This is a genomic window from Rhodococcus sp. AQ5-07, from assembly GCF_009707305.1.
Classification (GTDB): Bacteria; Actinomycetota; Actinomycetes; order Mycobacteriales; family Mycobacteriaceae; genus Rhodococcus_F; species Rhodococcus_F erythropolis.
Genome location: NZ_CP046099.1, coordinates 5,226,453 through 5,242,628, shown reverse-complemented (window position 1 = coordinate 5,242,628; position 16,176 = coordinate 5,226,453). Strand labels below are relative to the sequence as shown.

The 16,176-nt window shown below is 62.2% G+C and carries 17 protein-coding genes; 6 read left to right on the top strand and 11 right to left on the bottom strand.

Translation table 11 applies throughout. From position 1 onward, the window contains the following. Positions 1-22 precede the first annotated feature (22 nt). From GJB56_RS24430 to GJB56_RS24415, 4 genes are read right to left on the bottom strand one after another with little or no spacing between them, the layout of a single operon-like run. Entirely contained in the window at positions 23-1,204 is a 1,182-nt protein-coding gene (locus tag GJB56_RS24430) for a lipid-transfer protein (RefSeq protein ID WP_113683512.1), read from the bottom strand. Further along, complete coding sequence (locus GJB56_RS24425) at positions 1,201-1,614, bottom strand: acyl dehydratase (RefSeq protein ID WP_113683511.1); 414 nt, start codon at positions 1,612-1,614, stop codon at positions 1,201-1,203. The genes GJB56_RS24430 and GJB56_RS24425 overlap by 4 nt, the downstream gene beginning before the upstream one ends. Then, positions 1,611-2,039, bottom strand: coding sequence for a Zn-ribbon domain-containing OB-fold protein (locus GJB56_RS24420; protein ID WP_003943933.1), 429 nt, complete (start codon positions 2,037-2,039; stop codon positions 1,611-1,613). Before GJB56_RS24420 ends, GJB56_RS24425 begins: the two co-directional genes overlap by 4 nt. Further along, complete coding sequence (locus tag GJB56_RS24415; RefSeq protein ID WP_003943815.1) at positions 2,036-2,614, bottom strand: FAS1-like dehydratase domain-containing protein; 579 nt, start codon at positions 2,612-2,614, stop codon at positions 2,036-2,038. The genes GJB56_RS24420 and GJB56_RS24415 overlap by 4 nt, the downstream gene beginning before the upstream one ends. A 65-nt stretch (positions 2,615-2,679) precedes the next feature. On the opposite strand from GJB56_RS24415, the gene GJB56_RS24410 reads away from it, so the two are divergent. Then, positions 2,680-3,393, top strand: a complete 714-nt coding sequence (locus GJB56_RS24410; RefSeq protein WP_175413859.1) for a TetR/AcrR family transcriptional regulator — start codon at positions 2,680-2,682, stop codon at positions 3,391-3,393. Here GJB56_RS24410 and GJB56_RS24405 read toward each other — a convergent pair. The 4 genes from GJB56_RS24405 to GJB56_RS24390 form a co-directional block, all read right to left on the bottom strand. Further along, positions 3,380-4,852 carry an MFS transporter gene (locus tag GJB56_RS24405; RefSeq protein WP_069147121.1) on the bottom strand — a complete coding sequence of 491 codons (1,473 nt, stop codon included), beginning with the start codon at positions 4,850-4,852 and terminating at the stop codon, positions 3,380-3,382. The two genes, GJB56_RS24410 and GJB56_RS24405, sit on opposite strands and share 14 nt — an antisense overlap. Before the next feature lie 86 nt (positions 4,853-4,938). Continuing rightward, positions 4,939-5,508, bottom strand: coding sequence for a TetR/AcrR family transcriptional regulator (locus tag GJB56_RS24400; RefSeq protein WP_007731538.1), 570 nt, complete (start codon positions 5,506-5,508; stop codon positions 4,939-4,941). Next, positions 5,508-6,128, bottom strand: a complete 621-nt coding sequence (gene recR / locus GJB56_RS24395) for a recombination mediator RecR (protein WP_003943917.1) — start codon at positions 6,126-6,128, stop codon at positions 5,508-5,510. Before recR ends, GJB56_RS24400 begins: the two co-directional genes overlap by 1 nt. Before the next feature lie 12 nt (positions 6,129-6,140). Next, positions 6,141-6,479, bottom strand: a complete 339-nt coding sequence (locus GJB56_RS24390) for a YbaB/EbfC family nucleoid-associated protein (protein WP_003943929.1) — start codon at positions 6,477-6,479, stop codon at positions 6,141-6,143. A gap of 109 nt (positions 6,480-6,588) precedes the next feature. On the opposite strand from GJB56_RS24390, the gene GJB56_RS24385 reads away from it, so the two are divergent. The 3 genes from GJB56_RS24385 (at position 6,589) to GJB56_RS24375 (ending at position 9,281) form a co-directional block, all read left to right on the top strand. Then, complete coding sequence (locus tag GJB56_RS24385) at positions 6,589-7,389, top strand: Rv3717 family N-acetylmuramoyl-L-alanine amidase (RefSeq protein ID WP_047888073.1); 801 nt, start codon at positions 6,589-6,591, stop codon at positions 7,387-7,389. Between the two features lie 84 nt (positions 7,390-7,473). Then, entirely contained in the window at positions 7,474-7,770 is a 297-nt protein-coding gene (locus GJB56_RS24380) for a hypothetical protein (RefSeq protein WP_113683510.1), read from the top strand. Continuing rightward, positions 7,770-9,281 (top strand): alpha/beta hydrolase, encoded by a 1,512-nt coding sequence (locus GJB56_RS24375; RefSeq protein ID WP_113683509.1) that lies wholly within the window; start codon positions 7,770-7,772, stop codon positions 9,279-9,281. The genes GJB56_RS24380 and GJB56_RS24375 overlap by 1 nt, the downstream gene beginning before the upstream one ends. Before the next feature lie 54 nt (positions 9,282-9,335). On the opposite strand, the gene GJB56_RS24370 is transcribed toward GJB56_RS24375, so the two are convergent. Continuing rightward, a complete protein-coding gene (locus tag GJB56_RS24370; protein WP_113683508.1) occupies positions 9,336-9,770 on the bottom strand; it encodes an SRPBCC family protein in 435 nt (144 codons plus the stop codon). Positions 9,771-10,108: 338 nt separating this feature from the next. Between GJB56_RS24370 and GJB56_RS24360 the strand changes: the two genes are divergently transcribed. Both GJB56_RS24360 and GJB56_RS24355 read left to right on the top strand, forming a co-directional pair. Next, on the top strand, positions 10,109-11,512 hold the full coding sequence (locus GJB56_RS24360) for an FAD-binding oxidoreductase (protein WP_019746543.1): 1,404 nt from the start codon (positions 10,109-10,111) through the stop codon (positions 11,510-11,512). Continuing rightward, positions 11,509-12,810, top strand: a complete 1,302-nt coding sequence (locus GJB56_RS24355) for a class I SAM-dependent methyltransferase (RefSeq protein ID WP_003943932.1) — start codon at positions 11,509-11,511, stop codon at positions 12,808-12,810. Before GJB56_RS24360 ends, GJB56_RS24355 begins: the two co-directional genes overlap by 4 nt. 23 nt (positions 12,811-12,833) lie before the next feature. On the opposite strand, the gene GJB56_RS24350 is transcribed toward GJB56_RS24355, so the two are convergent. Together GJB56_RS24350 and GJB56_RS24345 are read right to left on the bottom strand one after the other, a co-directional pair. Continuing rightward, a complete protein-coding gene (locus tag GJB56_RS24350) occupies positions 12,834-13,886 on the bottom strand; it encodes a hypothetical protein (RefSeq protein ID WP_230091067.1) in 1,053 nt (350 codons plus the stop codon). A gap of 108 nt (positions 13,887-13,994) precedes the next feature. Next, on the bottom strand, positions 13,995-16,136 hold the full coding sequence (locus GJB56_RS24345; protein WP_003943799.1) for a 3-hydroxyacyl-CoA dehydrogenase NAD-binding domain-containing protein: 2,142 nt from the start codon (positions 16,134-16,136) through the stop codon (positions 13,995-13,997). Between the last annotated feature and the right edge of the window lie 40 nt (positions 16,137-16,176).

The following is a 16,176-nucleotide window of genomic DNA, read 5'->3' as shown; positions in this document are numbered from 1 at the left end:
CTTTCTCGAATAGGCGGCAGATTCAGCGATCTGCCGAGAGGACGAGCGCACTGTGCGGGACGGGAGAGCCGCCGGTCACGAGCACGTTGTCCAAAGTTTTGGTGGGTTGGTTGGTGGAGGTACCGCGGATCAGGCGAACACCTTCGGCAATACCGTTGACGCCGTGGATGTATCCCTCACCGAGTTGACCGCCGTGGGTGTTGATCGGCAGGCGACCGTCCAGCTCGAGATTGCCGTCGGCGATGAAGTCTTTTGCCTCGCCTCGACCGCAGAATCCGTACTCCTCGAGTTGAAGCAGAACCATCGGGGTGAAGGCGTCGTAGAGAATTGCGGCATCGATGTCGTCCGGGTCGATACCGGCCTGGTCCCACAGTTGGCGCGCCACGAGTTCGACTTCCGGCATGCTGTCGATGTCTTCGCGGTAGTAGCTGCTCATCGAAATCTGTTGTGGACCTACACCTTGCGCAGCACCGCTGATGATCGCTGGTTTGTGCGGCAGGTCGCGGGCGCGCTCCGCGCTGACGATGACCAGCGCCTGTCCGCCGTCACTTTCCTGACAGCAGTCGAGCAGGCGGATGGGGTCGGCGATCATGCGCGAGTTCTGATGATCCTCGATGGTGATCGGGCGTTCGTAGAACCAGGCCTTCGGGTTGTTCGCGGCATGCTTGCGTGAGAGAACCGAGATCTGACCGAAGTCGGCGCTGGTTGCCCCGTACTTGTGCATGTAGAGCTTGGCGAGGAAGGCTTCCTGCTGCGCCGGCGTCAGAAGCCCGTACGGGTTGATCCAGTTCCGATACTCCTGGTCCGTCGACGCGTTGTACGCAAAGGGTGGTGGCCCGGCGCCGAATCGGTGACCTGATCTTTCGTTGAAGGCACGGTAGACGACCACAACGTCGGCGACACCACTGGCGACGGCAAGCGCTGCTTGTTGAACCGGTGCGCAGGCACCGCCGCCGCCGTGTGGAATACGACTGAAGAACGTCAGTTCCGGGATCCCGAGAGCGCGTGCGACCGCAATCTCGGGATTGTTCTCCATGGTGAACAGTGCAAATCCGTTCACCTCTTCTGCCTCGATGTGAGCGTCGTCGAGCGCGGCGATCACGGATTCGCACGCCAACTGCCATTCACTGCGGCCGGAGTTCTTGGAGAACTCGGTGGCGCCGATCCCGGCGATGGCGGCTTGCCTCGAAAATCCTCGTGTCATGCGATTACCCTTTCCGCCGGTTCGAGAGTCACGTCGGCTGTCACGTGCGTTCCGCGAGCGTTCTTGCCGAGAACCGTCACGGTGAGCGCCCGGCCGTCGGTGTCGATCACTTTGCCGGTGAACGTCATGGTGTCTCCGGGAAAGTTCGGAACACCAAGCCGTAGTGATGTTTTGACGATTCGCGATCCCGGGCCTGACCAGTCGGTGATGTAGCGGTCGATGAGCCCGTTGGTGGTGTTGATGCTCATGAAGATGTCGGGAGTTCCGCGATCCTGCGCCTTGCCCGGATCGTGATGCACGTCCTCGAAATCCTGAGAAGCGATCGCCGTGGCGACGATGAGCGTTCGGTCCAACGGCAGTTCGAGGCTGGGAAGGGCCGAACCTACCTCGTAATCAAAAAGATTCGTCACTGCGCCGATCCCCGTCGCCTCAGTTGCGGCAGCATCTCCCCGTGGGCGTGCTCGGAGAACGCCACTTCGAGTTCCATACCGAATTCGAGTTCCTCGTGATCGATGCCCGCGATGTCGGCAACCAGACGCGTCCCTTCTTCGAGATCGACGAGTCCGACGGCGAGCGGGTACTCGAAGGCAGGATCCTTCGGGTGATGAATGACCGTGAAGCTGTGCAACGTGCATCGCCGCGTGGATTCGACTGTGTCCCAACTGAACGAGCGGCATTCCGGGCAGGCGGGCGCTGGCGGGTGGCGCAGTGTCTTGCAATCCGCACACCGTTGGATCTCGAGGCGACCCTCTTTGGCCGCGGAGAAGAAGAAATCGTTGTCGTCGGTGACGGTGAGTCTCGGCACCGCGGTGTGGCGGGAGCCAGTCTCGCTCATGCGATTACCTCCTGGGCTTCGGGCTTGGTATCTGTCTGGGTATCTGGTTTGAATCTGAGCAGTCGAAAGCGCTCTTCGACCAGCGTCTTTCCGTCCTGGTCCACGTACTTCTTGAACAGAGTGATGAAGCACCCGTGACCGAGAGCCGTCTGTTTGAACGGTGAGATCGCTTCGATGGTGAAATATGCGGTGACGTGGTCTCCGGGACTCAACTCCGCGAAATACTCCTGCTCGACGTTGGTCGCGACTACGGACGTGTAGCCGGCCTCGTCCAACAGCCCGAGTAGTCGTGAATAGGCGAAATCCTCGGAGGCTCCGTCGGCGCGAAGTTGTTGGACCTGCCGATAGCGGCGGTAGCCCGCCATCACCCAGGTCGAGATCATGGCGGGTGGGCAGACGACGTCTCGACGGCCAGTGCTGCGAGCAGCTTCGGCGTCGACGTAGATCGAGTTGCGGTCGTCGTGTGCCTCGACCCAGTTGCGGATCATCGCCTCGTTGACGGCGTAGCGGGCGACGCGGGGTGGTTCAGCCTCTGCGCCGATGAAATTCGGAAACTGCGTCTGCAGGCTCTGCACTGAAATCCTCCGTGAACGAAAGTTGAGCAAGCGCTTGATTTTGAAGCTAGCATAGGAATCCGGAAGTGGAAACACGCGATCTCACCGACGAATTGGTTCGAGCCGGAGCCATCAGGCAGGATTGCGCTACGTTCGACGCCGGCAGCCCGGCACCCGCGAAACCCTGCTCTGAGCAGGACCGACAACCAGTGGAGATTTCAGTGGCATCACCAGATCGTCGGGAGAAGATCCTGGAGAGCTCAGCCGAGCTGTTCGCCAGGAAGGGTGTCGCCACCACGACCGTTCGCGAGATCGGCGACGCCGCTGGAGTGTTCTCGGGCAGCCTTTACCACTACTTCAAGTCGAAGAATGCGATAGTCGCCGAGCTCATGCGCGGCTTCATCACCGACATTCAACTCCGCTTCGATCAGGTGGAGAAGACGGCGAACGACCCCGAGGACGTCCTACGCGGCCTGATCCGCGAGACCCTGGTCGTCATCGAACTGCACCCGCACCCGACGGCGATCTACCAGAACGATCGGGCGTATCTACGCGACAACGATCTCCTGCAATCCGTCGACGGTCCTTCCCGCCAAGTCCGCGAGCATTGGATGAAAGCGATCGCCGAAGGCGTCGATCAGGGAATCTTCCGCAAAGACGTGGCCCCGGAGATTTTCTATCGATCAGTACGAGACACCCTGTGGTCGACCACGCATTGGCCGGACCGCCAGAAATACACCACCGAAGAGTTCGCGGATCTGATGATCACACTCTTCCTCTCGGGATTCAGGGTCGCCTGACGAGATCCGGCAGGTCCAGATGTTTCGGGGTTCGCCCCTGCGGCAACAGGATCGACACTGCGAACACGACCACGGCGCAGCCCGCGCACACCAGGTAGGCGACGGAGAATCCGGTCCACGACGTGGAATGTTCCGAACCGCTGATCACGAACGCGGCGAGGATCGTTGCCACCGTCGCGCTGCAGATCGTGCTTCCGGACGTCCGCAGAAGTGAGTTCACCCCGTTGGCTGCCGCCAGTCGCTGTCGAGGCACGGCAACCAGAATCAGCAGCGAGAGCGTGCTGTAGACGATGGCGGTCCCGACTGCTGTGATGCCCAGTGCTGCAACCACTCCCCACAGCGGCTTACCGGCAACGGCGTGAATCCCGTACCCGCCGGCGAGGAACACGGCACCGGTCAACATCGCGGTCCGTGAACCGAAGCGGTCGGTGATCCGCACCGCAACCGGTGAGAACAGCACCATCGCGATACTCGCCGGAATCTGGCAGAGCGCTGCTGCGATGATCGACAGGCCGTACCCGGCGCCCGGCCCCTTCATCCCCTGGAGGAGTTGTGTAGTGATCAGTGTGTTCCCGAAAAATGCGAACCCGACCAGCAGAGCCGCCAGATGCGGGATCAACACCGCACGCTTCACGAGAGCACGGACGTCGACCAGCGGATTGACGTTGCGCCGCTGTTGAATTACCCAGAGCGTGAACAGCACCGCCGACGCGGCCAGCATGGAGATCACCGCTCCGCTGGTCCATCCCCAACTCGATCCCTGAGTGATCGGCACGAGCAGAGCGATCATCGCGGCGCTCAGACCGACAGCCCCGACGCCGTCGAATCTTCCCGACGGATTCGGCTCGGACTCTCGAATGAACAGCACCGCAGCAAGAGTCACGGACAGCCCGATGGCGGTGGTTACCCAGAACAGGACGTGCCAGTTCGAGTACTGCGCGATCATCGCAGAAAACGGTATGCCCAAAGCGGTTCCGACGCCGAGCGTCGAACTCATCATGGCCACTGCGCCATTGACCTTGTTGCGTGGCAATTCGTCACGCAGCATGGAGATTCCGATGGGGATGACCGCCGACCCGGCTCCCTGCAACGCTCTCGCGAAGATGAGGACAGCGATGTCCGACGACAGCGCACACAACATCGAGCCGAGAGTCATCATCGAGAAGGCAACCAGAAGCATCTTCTTCTTGCCGAACATGTCGGCGAGCCGGCCGAAGATGGGAGTGACGACGGCGCCGACCAGCAGCGTTACGGTCACCAGCCAGGACACGGCCGTGCGTCCAGCGCCTGTGAAGTGCGGCAACTCCGGCAGCAGTGGAACGATGACCGTCTGCAGAACAGCCTGGAACACGGCGGCGGCGACAACGATGGGGAAGAGAAAGCGGGAGCGCGGCTGCGCGAGACTCGCGTCGGGGGTGGTGGCTGCAGGCGTGCCCGGCGGACGGTCGAGCGTCGTCACCCCACACCGCCTGTTCCCACTAGGTAAATATCCGTTCACCTACATTAGGTGAACGGATATTTACCAAGCAAGAATTGTGATGCCGCTCACCCGTCGAGCAGCTTTTGGACAAGTGGTGCGTACAGCGCAACCACTTCGTCCTGGGTGCCGGTGGCATGGCCGGCCATCATCCGTCGGCGCATGATCGCCACTCCAACCACCATCGACATCGCCAGTTCCGCGCGCAATCTCGCGTCGGGGCCGGACAGGCGAGCGGCGAGGGTGTCGATCATCTGCGTCGAATAGTTCTCGCGCAGCTTGCGGTTGCTCTCTTCACTGACGCCGCTCATGAACAACAAGCTCATGGACAGCGGCTTGTACGACTCCAACGGCTTGGTGAACAGCGAGACCATGCGCTCGCCGAGCGAGTCGTTCGGGGCGTCGAAGACCGTGACCGCCGCTGCCCGGAAGTCGACCAACTCGTCGTACAACTGCTCTTTGGAACCGAAGTACTTGATGATCAGAGGTGCGCTGACGCCTGCGTCTTCGGCGATGTCCTTGAGCGTGATTTCGCGGTACGGCCGAGTCGCGAATGCTTTCCCGGCCGACGCGATGATCTGCGCACGCGTCTGCTCGGACGTACGACGCACCTGCTGACCTTGCTCCGTGCCGCTCATCAAGCGTTCCGCGACAATTCACGACGGCCGGACAGTGCCCGACCCAGCGTCAACTCGTCTGCGAATTCGAGATCGCCACCCATCGGAAGACCCGAGGCCAACCGAGACACCGTCAGCCCCGGAATGTCTCGCATCATGCGAACGAGATAGGTGGCTGTCGCCTCACCCTCCGTGTTGGGGTCGGTGGCGATGATGACCTCGGACACGTCGACGCCGTCCTCCTGATTTGCGATGCGAGCCAACAACTCCCGGATACGCAACTGGTCAGGCCCGATCCCCGAGAGCGGATTGAGCGCACCGCCGAGCACGTGGTAGCGACCCTTGAACTCACGGGTGCGCTCGACAGCCTGGACGTCCTTCGGTTCCTCCACGACGCAGATCACCGTGCGATCGCGACGCGCGTCGGCGCAGATGCGGCACTTCTCCTGATCGGACACAGTTCCGCACACCGTGCAGAACTGAACGCCGTCACGGATGCGCTGCAATGCATTTTTCAAACGGTCGATCTCGGGAGGCTCCACGGAGAGCAGGTGAAAAGCGATGCGTTGAGCGCTCTTCGGCCCGACTCCGGGAAGCTTCCCGAGTTCGTCGATCAGATCCTGAACCGGACCTTCGTACACGCGTTCTCGTTTCTAGAAGCCGGGGAGACCGGGAAGGCCTCCGCCGAGTCCGCCGGCCAACGGGCCGAGCTTCTCAGCAGCGACTTCCTGTGCTTTGCGCGAAGCGTCCTCGATCGCGCCGATCACCAGATCCTGCAGCGTCTCGACGTCTTCGGGGTCGACGACCTTGGGATCGATCTGCAGACCGACAACCTCGCCGGTGCCCTTGACCGTGGCGACAACCAGTCCGCCACCGGCCTGACCGGTCACTTCGGCCTGAGCCATTTCCTGCTGCGCCGCCATCAATTGCTGCTGCATCTGCTGAGCCTGAGCCAACAGAGCAGACATGTCGGGTGCTCCACCTGGTTGCACGAGCGGTCCTTTCTACAGAGTTATCCCCACCAGCGTAGTCGGTGCGCGCTACCGTGAGCGGGTGCGCCGGAACCAGTCAGACACCGTAAAACCGTCAGGTAGGTCAAACATGGCATCACGTGTGTTCCGCTCCACTGCCCTGATCGCCGTGGTCGGGGCTGGGCTTCTGAGCGCTGCGTGCACGATTCCGACCGAGACTGCCGAGGCCACGACTTCGGTCGAGGTGTCTCCGCTCAGCACTGTGGCCGCTGACGTCCCCGCTGCGCTCACCGGCAAGGTCGTCTTCCTCGATCCCGGGCACAGCGGGGCGAACGACGACAGCATCAACACCCAGGTCCCCACGGGCCGCGGCGGCACCAAGAACTGCCAGACCACCGGCACCAACACCGATGCCGGGTTCCCCGAGCACACCTTCAACTGGGAAGTCGCGAGCCTGGTCAAGAGCGAGCTCGAAGGCCAAGGCGCAACTGTCGTCCTGAGTCGACCCGATGACGTCAGCGTCGGATCATGCGTCGACGCACGCGCCGAAGCCGCCAATTCCTCCGGCGCCGACGTAGTGGTGAGCATTCACGCGGACGGCGCAGCAGCCGGGGCCGAGGGTTTCCACGTCTGCTACTCCGCGCCCCCGCTGAACACGGTGCAGGCCGGCCCGTCCGTCGCCTTTGCCGAAACCATGCGCGACTCACTCGTCACCGCCGGGCTCACCCCGTCGACCTACATCGGTGACGACGGCTTGGCGCCACGCGCCGATCTGACGGGACTCAATCTTTCGCAGCGGCCGTCGATTCTGGTCGAACTCGGCAACATGCGAAATGCCGACGAGGCAGCGCGCATGACGAGCCCGGACGGTCAGCAGGAGTATGCAACCGCCGTCACCAGCGGAGTCACCGCCTTCCTGACAACCCCCTGACCTCGCTACTGTGGAGAAATCCCGATTGTCCACAGGAAACTCGGCACCGTCCCGCTAGCCAGCTCACCTGGATACGGTTCTGCCATGGGGCCGATACTTCAGGTAGATTTCGCTGCTCTGCAGCAACTTTCAGCTGATCTGTCTCGAATTGCGGATCAGATCTCGGGGATCGATTCCGCCGGCCCGATTTTCGAAGCCGCGGCGGCCCTGAACTCGTCCGCTGTCGCGGCTGTGTCGGCTGGGAATGCCGGCGTCATCGCCGACGCGTACCGGCACCTGGCTACGCAATTGGGACTCATGGCGTCGGGAACCGCTGCCGCAGCACGTCTGTACGACGCTGCCGAGGGCGAAGTGGTGTCCGAACTGCGCGGAGCCTACTGATGCAGTCCACCGTCTCTCAGCTTCGAACGTGGTCACCGGAGAAATTGCGCACGAGCACTTCGGAACTGATCGACATCGACCGGCAGATCGAAGCTCTCGGCAATGACGCCGGACGCAGCATCGACGCCGTCCGCGAATTCTGGCAGGGACAAGCGTCGAGCGCGGCGGCAGTGCAGTGGTCTGGCATCTCGCTTTCCTCGTCGCGGCTGTCGATTGCGGTTCGCGTAGTTGCGGATCTGTATGGCGGAGCGGCCAATACGATCGGGGCGGCGCGAAAATCAGTTCTGGACCTGGTCGAGGAGGCGACTCTCGAACACGGCTTGACGGTGTCAGACAGTGGAGCTGTATCGGCGCCTGAGACGAAGCAGCCGTGGAATCTGGCCGACGTCATGCAAGATTCCGAAAACGCCACGGCTGCAGAGATTTTTCAGCAGAGGATCTCCACTGCATTGACCGCACTCGACGATGAAGACAACCGGGCCGCGACTGCTCTGGGTGAGGCATTCCGGGAGATCGGATCACTCCTTGGCAATCAGACTGATCGCCTCAACCGCATTGTCGTCGACATCATCGATGGGAGGTCGACACTCCCCGGGACACCAACGGAGCTACACCGACTGTGGGAATCGCTCACTCCCAACGAGAAAGACGCGTTGGCGAGGTGGGATCCGTCCATCGGTAGCCGCGACGGCCTTCCCGCTCTCGACCGGGACTACTACAACCGGCGGTACCTCTCTGCGCTCGAGCAGTTGCCGGATCGAACGGTAGCTGCCGGATACACGGCCGTGCGCGGCGAACTGCGACCGGACACGTTCCTTCTCTCGGTCACGGATGGGCACGCCGTAGTGGCAGTCGGTAATCCCGATGCCGCCGACAACGTCGCAACACTGGTTCCCGGAACCGGCTCCGGGCTGTCGGGCGTCGGCGGAGATCTGCAACGAACCAAGGCCATGTACGACGCGGCGGTCGCGGCGGCGCCAACGGAAGCCACATCAGTGATCCTGTGGTCCGGATACGACGCTCCCCCAGGCATTCCCGATGCAGCCTCGGATCGGTACGCCAACTCCGCGGCGCCGAGGCTGGACAGCTTCCAGGACGGGTTACGAACCTCGCATGACGGTCAGCCGTCGCACAACGTGGTGATCGGTCATTCCTACGGCAGCACCGTCGTCGGTGCTGCGACTACCCGTGGCGCTTCTCTCGATGTCGACGAACTGGTTTTTGTCGCAAGTCCGGGCGTCGATGTCGAGCGCGTGAACGAACTGAGCCTGGACGGCGTCGACTCGGACGAGGTGGCGCGCCATGTTCATTCGACGACGGCCTTCTGGGATCCGGTCCAATTGATCCCCAAGATCCTCGGAGTCCACGGGTTCGACCCGTCGGATCCGGAATTCGGCGCGCAGATGTTCGCCGGATCACCCGGGCAGCCTGGGTTCGGAGTTCACAGCGACTACTGGGAAAGCGGAAACCCCGCACTCACCGAATTGGGGCGGATCATTACCGGCCCATGAAAGAAGGCGCCGTACCGGTGAAGGTACGACGCCATCTCGGTGATGCAGGATCAGTTAGACGAGTTCGCGCTTGAGGTTGTCCAGGACCTGGGCCTGGATGCGCTGCAGACCCTTCGGGGCGAACGTGCGCTCGAAGAAACCGCCGATACCGGTGGCACCCTGCCACTGGGTGAGCGTCGTCACCGTCGTTCCGGTGCCGTTGGGGGCAACGGTCCAGGTGGTGACGAGACTGGAGTTCGCGTCCTTCTCGGTGATGACGTTGCCGTCGACCGTAACGGTGGACTTGACGTTGCGCGAGCGCTTTTCCGTCGCCTTCAGCGTCCACTGCGCGACGGTGCCGTCACCCTGGCCGCCTTCGACGACCTTGTAGTCGAGGTACTGCTCGGACAGGATCCGCGGGCGAACCGTCTCGTAGTCCGCGAGCGCCGCGAGCACCTTGTCGGGTGCTGCTGTGACGACTATCGAACTCATTGCATTGACCTGACCCATATGCCCTACGTCTCCTTGCTCGACCAACGCGGCTCGATACCGCGAATGACTACCCGAATCCGCACCTCGAACTGCGCAGATATTCCTTTCCATACTGCCTGCTGCGCCCGGGTATCTCGACCATCTACCCATTCCGTGTGAGCTGGTTCACCACTCGGAGCATTTACCGAGTTCGATTGCAACAACTCGATCAAATTCGGGCATTAATACCCCTCCGGATAGCTTGCACACGCAACTACCGATAGCGTCAGGGTGTGACTCTCTCGTTCAATGGGGTAGTTCAGAAGTTAGATCGAATCCGGACAAAGCAAGGCCCGGGTTCCGATGCTGCGCGTGAAATGGGGTTCGAGCAGCACAGAGAAGGCGTCGAACGCCTACTCGCGTCATACCGCGCCATTCCCGCCGATGCTTCTGTACGCCTGGCAAAGAAGACATCCAATCTGTTCCGCGCTCGCGCCAAGACGTCGGCCCCCGGCCTCGACGTCAGCGGTCTGGCAGGTGTCATCGCCGTCGATGCGCAGGCGCACACAGCCGACGTCGCCGGCATGTGCACCTACGAAGACCTCGTCGACGCGACACTGCCCTACGGTCTGGCGCCACTGGTCGTACCTCAACTCAAGACCATCACCCTGGGCGGTGCGGTGACGGGCCTGGGCATCGAGTCCACCTCGTTCCGCAACGGCCTGCCACACGAGTCGGTGCTCGAAATCGACGTACTGACCGGGAGCGGCGAGATCATCACCGCTACGCCGGACGGCGAACACGCCGAACTGTTCTTCGGTTTCCCCAATTCCTACGGCACACTTGGCTATTCGACGCGATTGAAGATCGCACTCGAACCGGTCAAGAAGTACGTCGCCCTGCGTCACGTGCGCTTCGATTCGTTGAAGAAGCTCGAAGAAACGATGGATCGCATCGTCACCGAGCGCGAGTACGACGGGATCGCCGTCGACTACCTCGACGGGGTGGTCTTCACCGATTCCGAGAGCTACCTCACACTCGGCGTGCAAACCGACGAGGAAGGCCCGGTCAGCGATTACACCGACCAGGACATCTTCTACCGGTCGATCCAGCATCCGTCACTCACACAGCCCAAGACGGATCGCTTGACCATTCGGGACTACCTGTGGCGCTGGGATACCGACTGGTTCTGGTGCTCACGGGCTTTCGGTGCACAGAACCCGAAGATTCGACGCTTCTGGCCCAAGCAGTACCTGCGCAGCAGCTTCTACTGGAAGCTGATCGCCCTCGACCACAAGTACGACATCGGAGATCGCCTCGAAAAGCGCAAGGGCAAGCCCCCGCGCGAACGCGTCGTCCAGGACGTCGAGGTACCCATCGAACGAACCGCGGACTTCGTCTCTTGGTTCCTCGAGGAAATTCCGATCGAACCACTGTGGTTGTGCCCGTTGCGTCTTCGTGAGCCCAGCCCGGCAGCTGCCTCAGCTTCTCGGCCGTGGCCCCTCTACCCCCTCGAACCCAAGCGCACCTACGTCAACATCGGCTTCTGGTCTTCGGTGCCGATCGTTCCCGGCGAGCGCGAGGGGGCAGCAAATCGACTGATCGAAGAAAAGGTCAGCGATTTCGACGGACACAAATCGCTCTACTCCGACTCCTACTACTCGAAGGAAGACTTCGAGGAGCTGTACTACGGCGGCGACCGGTACATCGGACTCAAGGAACGCTACGACCCGAAATCCCGTTTATTGGATCTATTCTCTAAGGCGGTGCAACGTAAATGACCACGTTCAAAGACTCCAAAAGCCAGGACAAGCTCTCTATTGCCGAGATTCTCGAGACGCTTTCCGACGGCATGCTGCCGCTTCGATTCACCGCGTACGACGGCAGCACCGCCGGCCCAGAAGATGCCGACTACGGACTGCACCTCAAGTCGACTCGCGGAACCACTTATCTCGCAACGGCGCCCGGCGATCTCGGCATGGCCCGTGCGTACGTCTCCGGCGATCTCGAAGCCGAGGGTGTTCACCCCGGTGATCCGTACGAGATCCTGCGCATCATGGGTGACGAACTCCACCTCAAGCGCCCGTCGGCACTGACACTCGCCAGCATCACCCGCTCACTGGGCTGGGATCTGTTGCGACCCATCGCCCCGCCGCCCCAGGAACACCTTCCTCGCTGGCGTCGCGTCGCAGAAGGACTGCGTCACTCCAAGACTCGTGACGCCGAAGTCATCCATCACCATTACGACGTCTCCAACACCTTCTACGAGTACGTCCTCGGCCCGTCCATGACGTACACCTGTGCCGCCTACGACAATGCGGAACAGACGCTCGAAGAAGCCCAGGAGAACAAGTACCGCCTGGTGTTCGAGAAGCTCGGACTCCAGAAGGGTGATCGACTTCTCGACATCGGTTGCGGCTGGGGCTCGATGGTTCGCTACGCGGCCCGACGCGGTGTCAAGGTGATCGGCGTGACTCTCTCACGCGAGCAAGCGGATTGGGCACAGAAGGCCATCGAGGACGAGGGCCTCGCCGATCTCGCCCAGGTCCGTTTCTCCGACTACCGCGACGTGGCCGAGACGGGATTCGACGCAGTGTCCTCCATCGGCCTGACCGAGCACATCGGCGTCGGAAACTACCCGGCGTACTTCGAGTTCCTCAAGGGCAAGCTGCGTGAAGGTGGGCGTCTGCTCAACCACTGCATCACCCGTCCGGACAACCGAAGCAGTGCCAAGGCAGGCGGATTCATCGACCGGTACGTCTTCCCCGACGGGGAGCTCACCGGTTCGGGTCGCATCATCTCCGAGATCCAGAACGTCGGTCTCGAGGTGCGCCACGAGGAGAACCTGCGCGAGCACTACGCACTGACGCTCGCCGGATGGTGCCAGAATCTCGTCGACAACTGGGACGCCTGCGTCGCCGAGGTCGGCGAGGGAACCGCACGCGTCTGGGGCCTGTACATGGCCGGCTCACGACTCGGGTTCGAGCGCAACGTCGTTCAGCTGCACCAGGTTCTGGCCGTCAAGCTCGGCCCCAAGGGTGAGGCGCATGTGCCGCTTCGCCCGTGGTGGAAGGCCTAGGGAGCTCCGCTCCCTGTGAGTGGTTAAGGAGTCTCTGCACTCCTTAACCACTCACAGGCCCCGCAGGGGTTCTCCCCTCTTCTCTCCCAGCCTCCCCGCCGCAAGACCATCTCCACCTCGTGCGCAACCTGGCACGGGGTCTTCATCACCTCGTCGAATCCGTAGACCAACCGCGGACGACCTGCCAGCTCTGCCGCGTTGTCACGACGGCGATCACGGAATGCCACCTCGGCCATGGAATGCGCCCACCGACCGTCGAGACGCACGATCAGCGGCACACCCACTTCGCTGTAATCACAATCCTCGTACAGTGTGCGACCGTCGACGCGAACCGGTGATTGGCGTCTGGCCGACGGCAACCCGTGTGCCTGCTCCACATCCACCGCATAGTGATATTCGAGAGTCGATTGCACCCCGTCGGCCAAAAGCTTCACCGCACTTTCGAGGGCCTTCCGGTATCTACGGGGTGAGCGCTCCTCCATGCGTCGGCGGATGTCCGTCAAGCGGATGCGGCCGTTGGTGACTGTGGTGATGAGGCTGACATAGGCCTCGCGCGGAGTCGGTTCTGCGACGGCCAGATCGAGTGCTGTATCAGCCTTGCCGGTGCGCGGCATCTGCGCGTCGACGCCGATGTGACGATGAGCCCTCGAACGGTGGACCACAACGCCGGGATGGAGGACAGTGCCGATCAGGGGTGATGGATGTCGGTCGGCGCCGAGGCCACGAACGAAAGTGGCGGCCTGAGAGATTGCAGACTTCCCGTACGGAACGGTGATATGTACGGGTGCAGTGTTGTCCGGCCGACGCATCGACCATTCCTCAGCGGCGGTGTGATGGCTGAGCATCGACGACCCGCCGCCGTACAAGAGCGCGGCCTCGAGTACGGCATACCTGGTCAATGGGCCCGTGGTGACGGAGTAGACGCCGCGAAGAACAGTTTGCCAGCGTCCGACCTCAACTCGTTGTTTCACGCGAGAGCGAGGAAATCCGATGGTGTGAAGTTGAGTGTGAGTGACCAGTCCGTGCTGAGCATCGACGACGGTCTGCAATGCATCGATTTCTGTATGTGAAGGCATACGACGAGCCTGCAAATACATACAGTCGGATTTCGCCGAGAAAACCAACCTGTGGATAAAGCTGTGCGCGGTTAGGAAGTGTTGAGACTCCCTAACCGCGCACGGGGGCTATGCCCCTAGCGAAGCCGGCGGGGTGAACCGCGGGCCGTACTGCGCAGCGAGTTCCTTTGCGCGAGCGACGAAGCCGGCCGTGCCGCCCTCGTATCCGACGATGAACTGGTGAACGCCACCGGTCCAGGCCGGGAATCCGATGCCCATGATGGAGCCGATGTTGGCGTCCGCCGTGGTGATCAGGACGTTCTCGTCGAAGCACTTCTGCGTCTCGATCGCCTCGATGAACAGCATGCGGTCGATGAGGTCCTGGATCGGGGCGTCGGAGGTTCCGGAGTTGAAGTTCTCGCGGAGTCCGGACCACAGGCCGGTGCGCTTGCCCTCGGCGTAATCGTAGAAGCCGGCTCCACCGAGCTTGCCCTTACGATCGAACTTCTCGACGAGGGTGTTGATGACCTCGCCGGCCGGATCTGCCGGCAGTTCCTTGCCCTCGGCCTTGGCGGCGTCGGCAGATTCCTTGCGGATCTTCTGCATGAGGGTGAGGTTGAGCTCATCCGAAAGCTGAAGCGGCGCAGCCGGGTAACCGGCCTGCATACCGGCCTGCTCGATGGTGGCAGGCTCGACACCCTCGGCGAGCATGCCGATGGCCTCGTTGATGAAGGTGCCGATGACACGTGAGGTGAAGAAGCCACGCGAGTCGTTGACCACGATCGGCGTCTTGCGGATCGCCTGGACGTAGTCGAACACGCGAGCCAGAGTCTCGTCGGAAGTCTTCTCACCGCGGATGATCTCCACCAGCGGCATCTTGTCGACGGGCGAGAAGAAGTGGATGCCGATGAAGTCTTCCTGACGCTTCACGCCGGTGGCGAGACCCGTGATGGGCAGCGTCGAGGTGTTCGAGCCCAGCAGTGCCTTGGGATCGACGATGTCCTCGATCTCCTGGAACACCTTGTGCTTGAGTTCCTGGCTCTCGAAGACCGCTTCGATGACGAAGTCGACGCCGGCGAAATCTGCCGGGTCAGCCGTCGGGGTGATCTTGGCGAGGAGTGCGTCGGACTTCTCCTGCGTGGTCTTGCCGCGCGAGAGTGCCTTGGCCTCAATGCCTTCGGCGTACGCCTTGCCCTTGTTGGCAGCCTCGATGCTGACGTCCTTGAGGACGACGTCGAAGCCGGCCTTCGCGGAGACGTACGCGATGCCCGCGCCCATCATGCCCGCGCCGAGGACGCCGACCTTCTTGATGGTGGACTTCTCGATGCCTGCCGGACGTGAACCGCCGCCGTTGATCGACTGCAGGTCGAAGAAGAACGCCTGAATCATGTTCTTCGCGACGCGGCCGGTCACCAGCGAGGTGAAGTAGCGAGCCTCGATGAGGAGCGCGTTGTCGATGTCGACCTGCGAGCCTTCGACGGCTGCGGCCATGATGGCGCGCGGAGCCGGCATCGGAGCGCCCTTGAGCTGCTTACGCAGGTTCGCGGGGAACGCCGGGAGGTTGGCAGCGAAAGCCGGGGTGGACGGGGTTCCGCCAGGGATCTTGTAGCCCTTGACATCCCACGGCTGAACGCCGCCTTCGGGGTTGGCCTTGATCCATGCCTTCGCAGCCGGAACCAGTTCTTCTACCGAGCCGACGACCTCGTCGATGAGGCCGACTTCCTTGGCCTGAACGGGTCCACGCTGCTGCCCCTGGAGCAGGACGCCCATGAGCGCGTTCTGCAGACCGAGCATCCGCACGGTGCGCACGACGCCGCCGCCGCCGGGCAGCAGGCCGAGGGTGACCTCGGGCAGGCCGATCTTGACGCCCTTGACGTCTGCCGCGATGCGGTGGTGGGTCGCGAGAGCGATCTCGAGGCCGCCGCCGAGCGCCGCACCGTTGATGGCGGCGACTACCGGCTTGCCGAGAGTTTCGAGGCGACGTAGGTCTGCCTTGATCTCGACGCTGTGGTTGTAGATCTCCTCGGCCTGCTCGGGGCCGACCTTGATCATGTTCTTGAGGTCGCCACCGGCGAAGAAGGTCTTCTTGCCTGAGGTGATGACGGCACCGGTGATGGAGTCCTTCTCGGCGACCAGGCGGTCGACGGTGGCCTTCATCGACGCGATGTACGCGTCGTTCATGGTGTTTGCGCCCTGGTTGGGATCGTTGATGGTGAGCACGACGATGCCGTCGGCGTCCTGGTCCCAGTTGATGATGTTCTGATCAGTCACTTTGCTTGACTCCTGGTAAGCCTCGTTGGAAGGACGGACG

What these genes read in the sequence shown, in the direction of transcription:
- GJB56_RS24430 (WP_113683512.1), bottom strand. Translation starts at nt 1,204, where the DNA reads ATGACACGAGGATTTTCGAGGCAAGCCGCCATCGCCGGGATCGGCGCC.
- GJB56_RS24420 (WP_003943933.1), bottom strand. Translation starts at nt 2,039, where the DNA reads ATGAGCGAGACTGGCTCCCGCCACACCGCGGTGCCGAGACTCACCGTC.
- GJB56_RS24400 (WP_007731538.1), bottom strand. Translation starts at nt 5,508, where the DNA reads ATGAGCGGCACGGAGCAAGGTCAGCAGGTGCGTCGTACGTCCGAGCAG.
- GJB56_RS24385 (WP_047888073.1), top strand. Translation starts at nt 6,589, where the DNA reads ATGGCATCACGTGTGTTCCGCTCCACTGCCCTGATCGCCGTGGTCGGG.
- GJB56_RS24380 (WP_113683510.1), top strand. Translation starts at nt 7,474, where the DNA reads ATGGGGCCGATACTTCAGGTAGATTTCGCTGCTCTGCAGCAACTTTCA.
- GJB56_RS24375 (WP_113683509.1), top strand. Translation starts at nt 7,770, where the DNA reads ATGCAGTCCACCGTCTCTCAGCTTCGAACGTGGTCACCGGAGAAATTG.
- GJB56_RS24370 (WP_113683508.1), bottom strand. Translation starts at nt 9,770, where the DNA reads ATGGGTCAGGTCAATGCAATGAGTTCGATAGTCGTCACAGCAGCACCC.
- GJB56_RS24360 (WP_019746543.1), top strand. Translation starts at nt 10,109, where the DNA reads ATGGGGTTCGAGCAGCACAGAGAAGGCGTCGAACGCCTACTCGCGTCA.
- GJB56_RS24355 (WP_003943932.1), top strand. Translation starts at nt 11,509, where the DNA reads ATGACCACGTTCAAAGACTCCAAAAGCCAGGACAAGCTCTCTATTGCC.
- GJB56_RS24350 (WP_230091067.1), bottom strand. Translation starts at nt 13,886, where the DNA reads ATGCCTTCACATACAGAAATCGATGCATTGCAGACCGTCGTCGATGCT.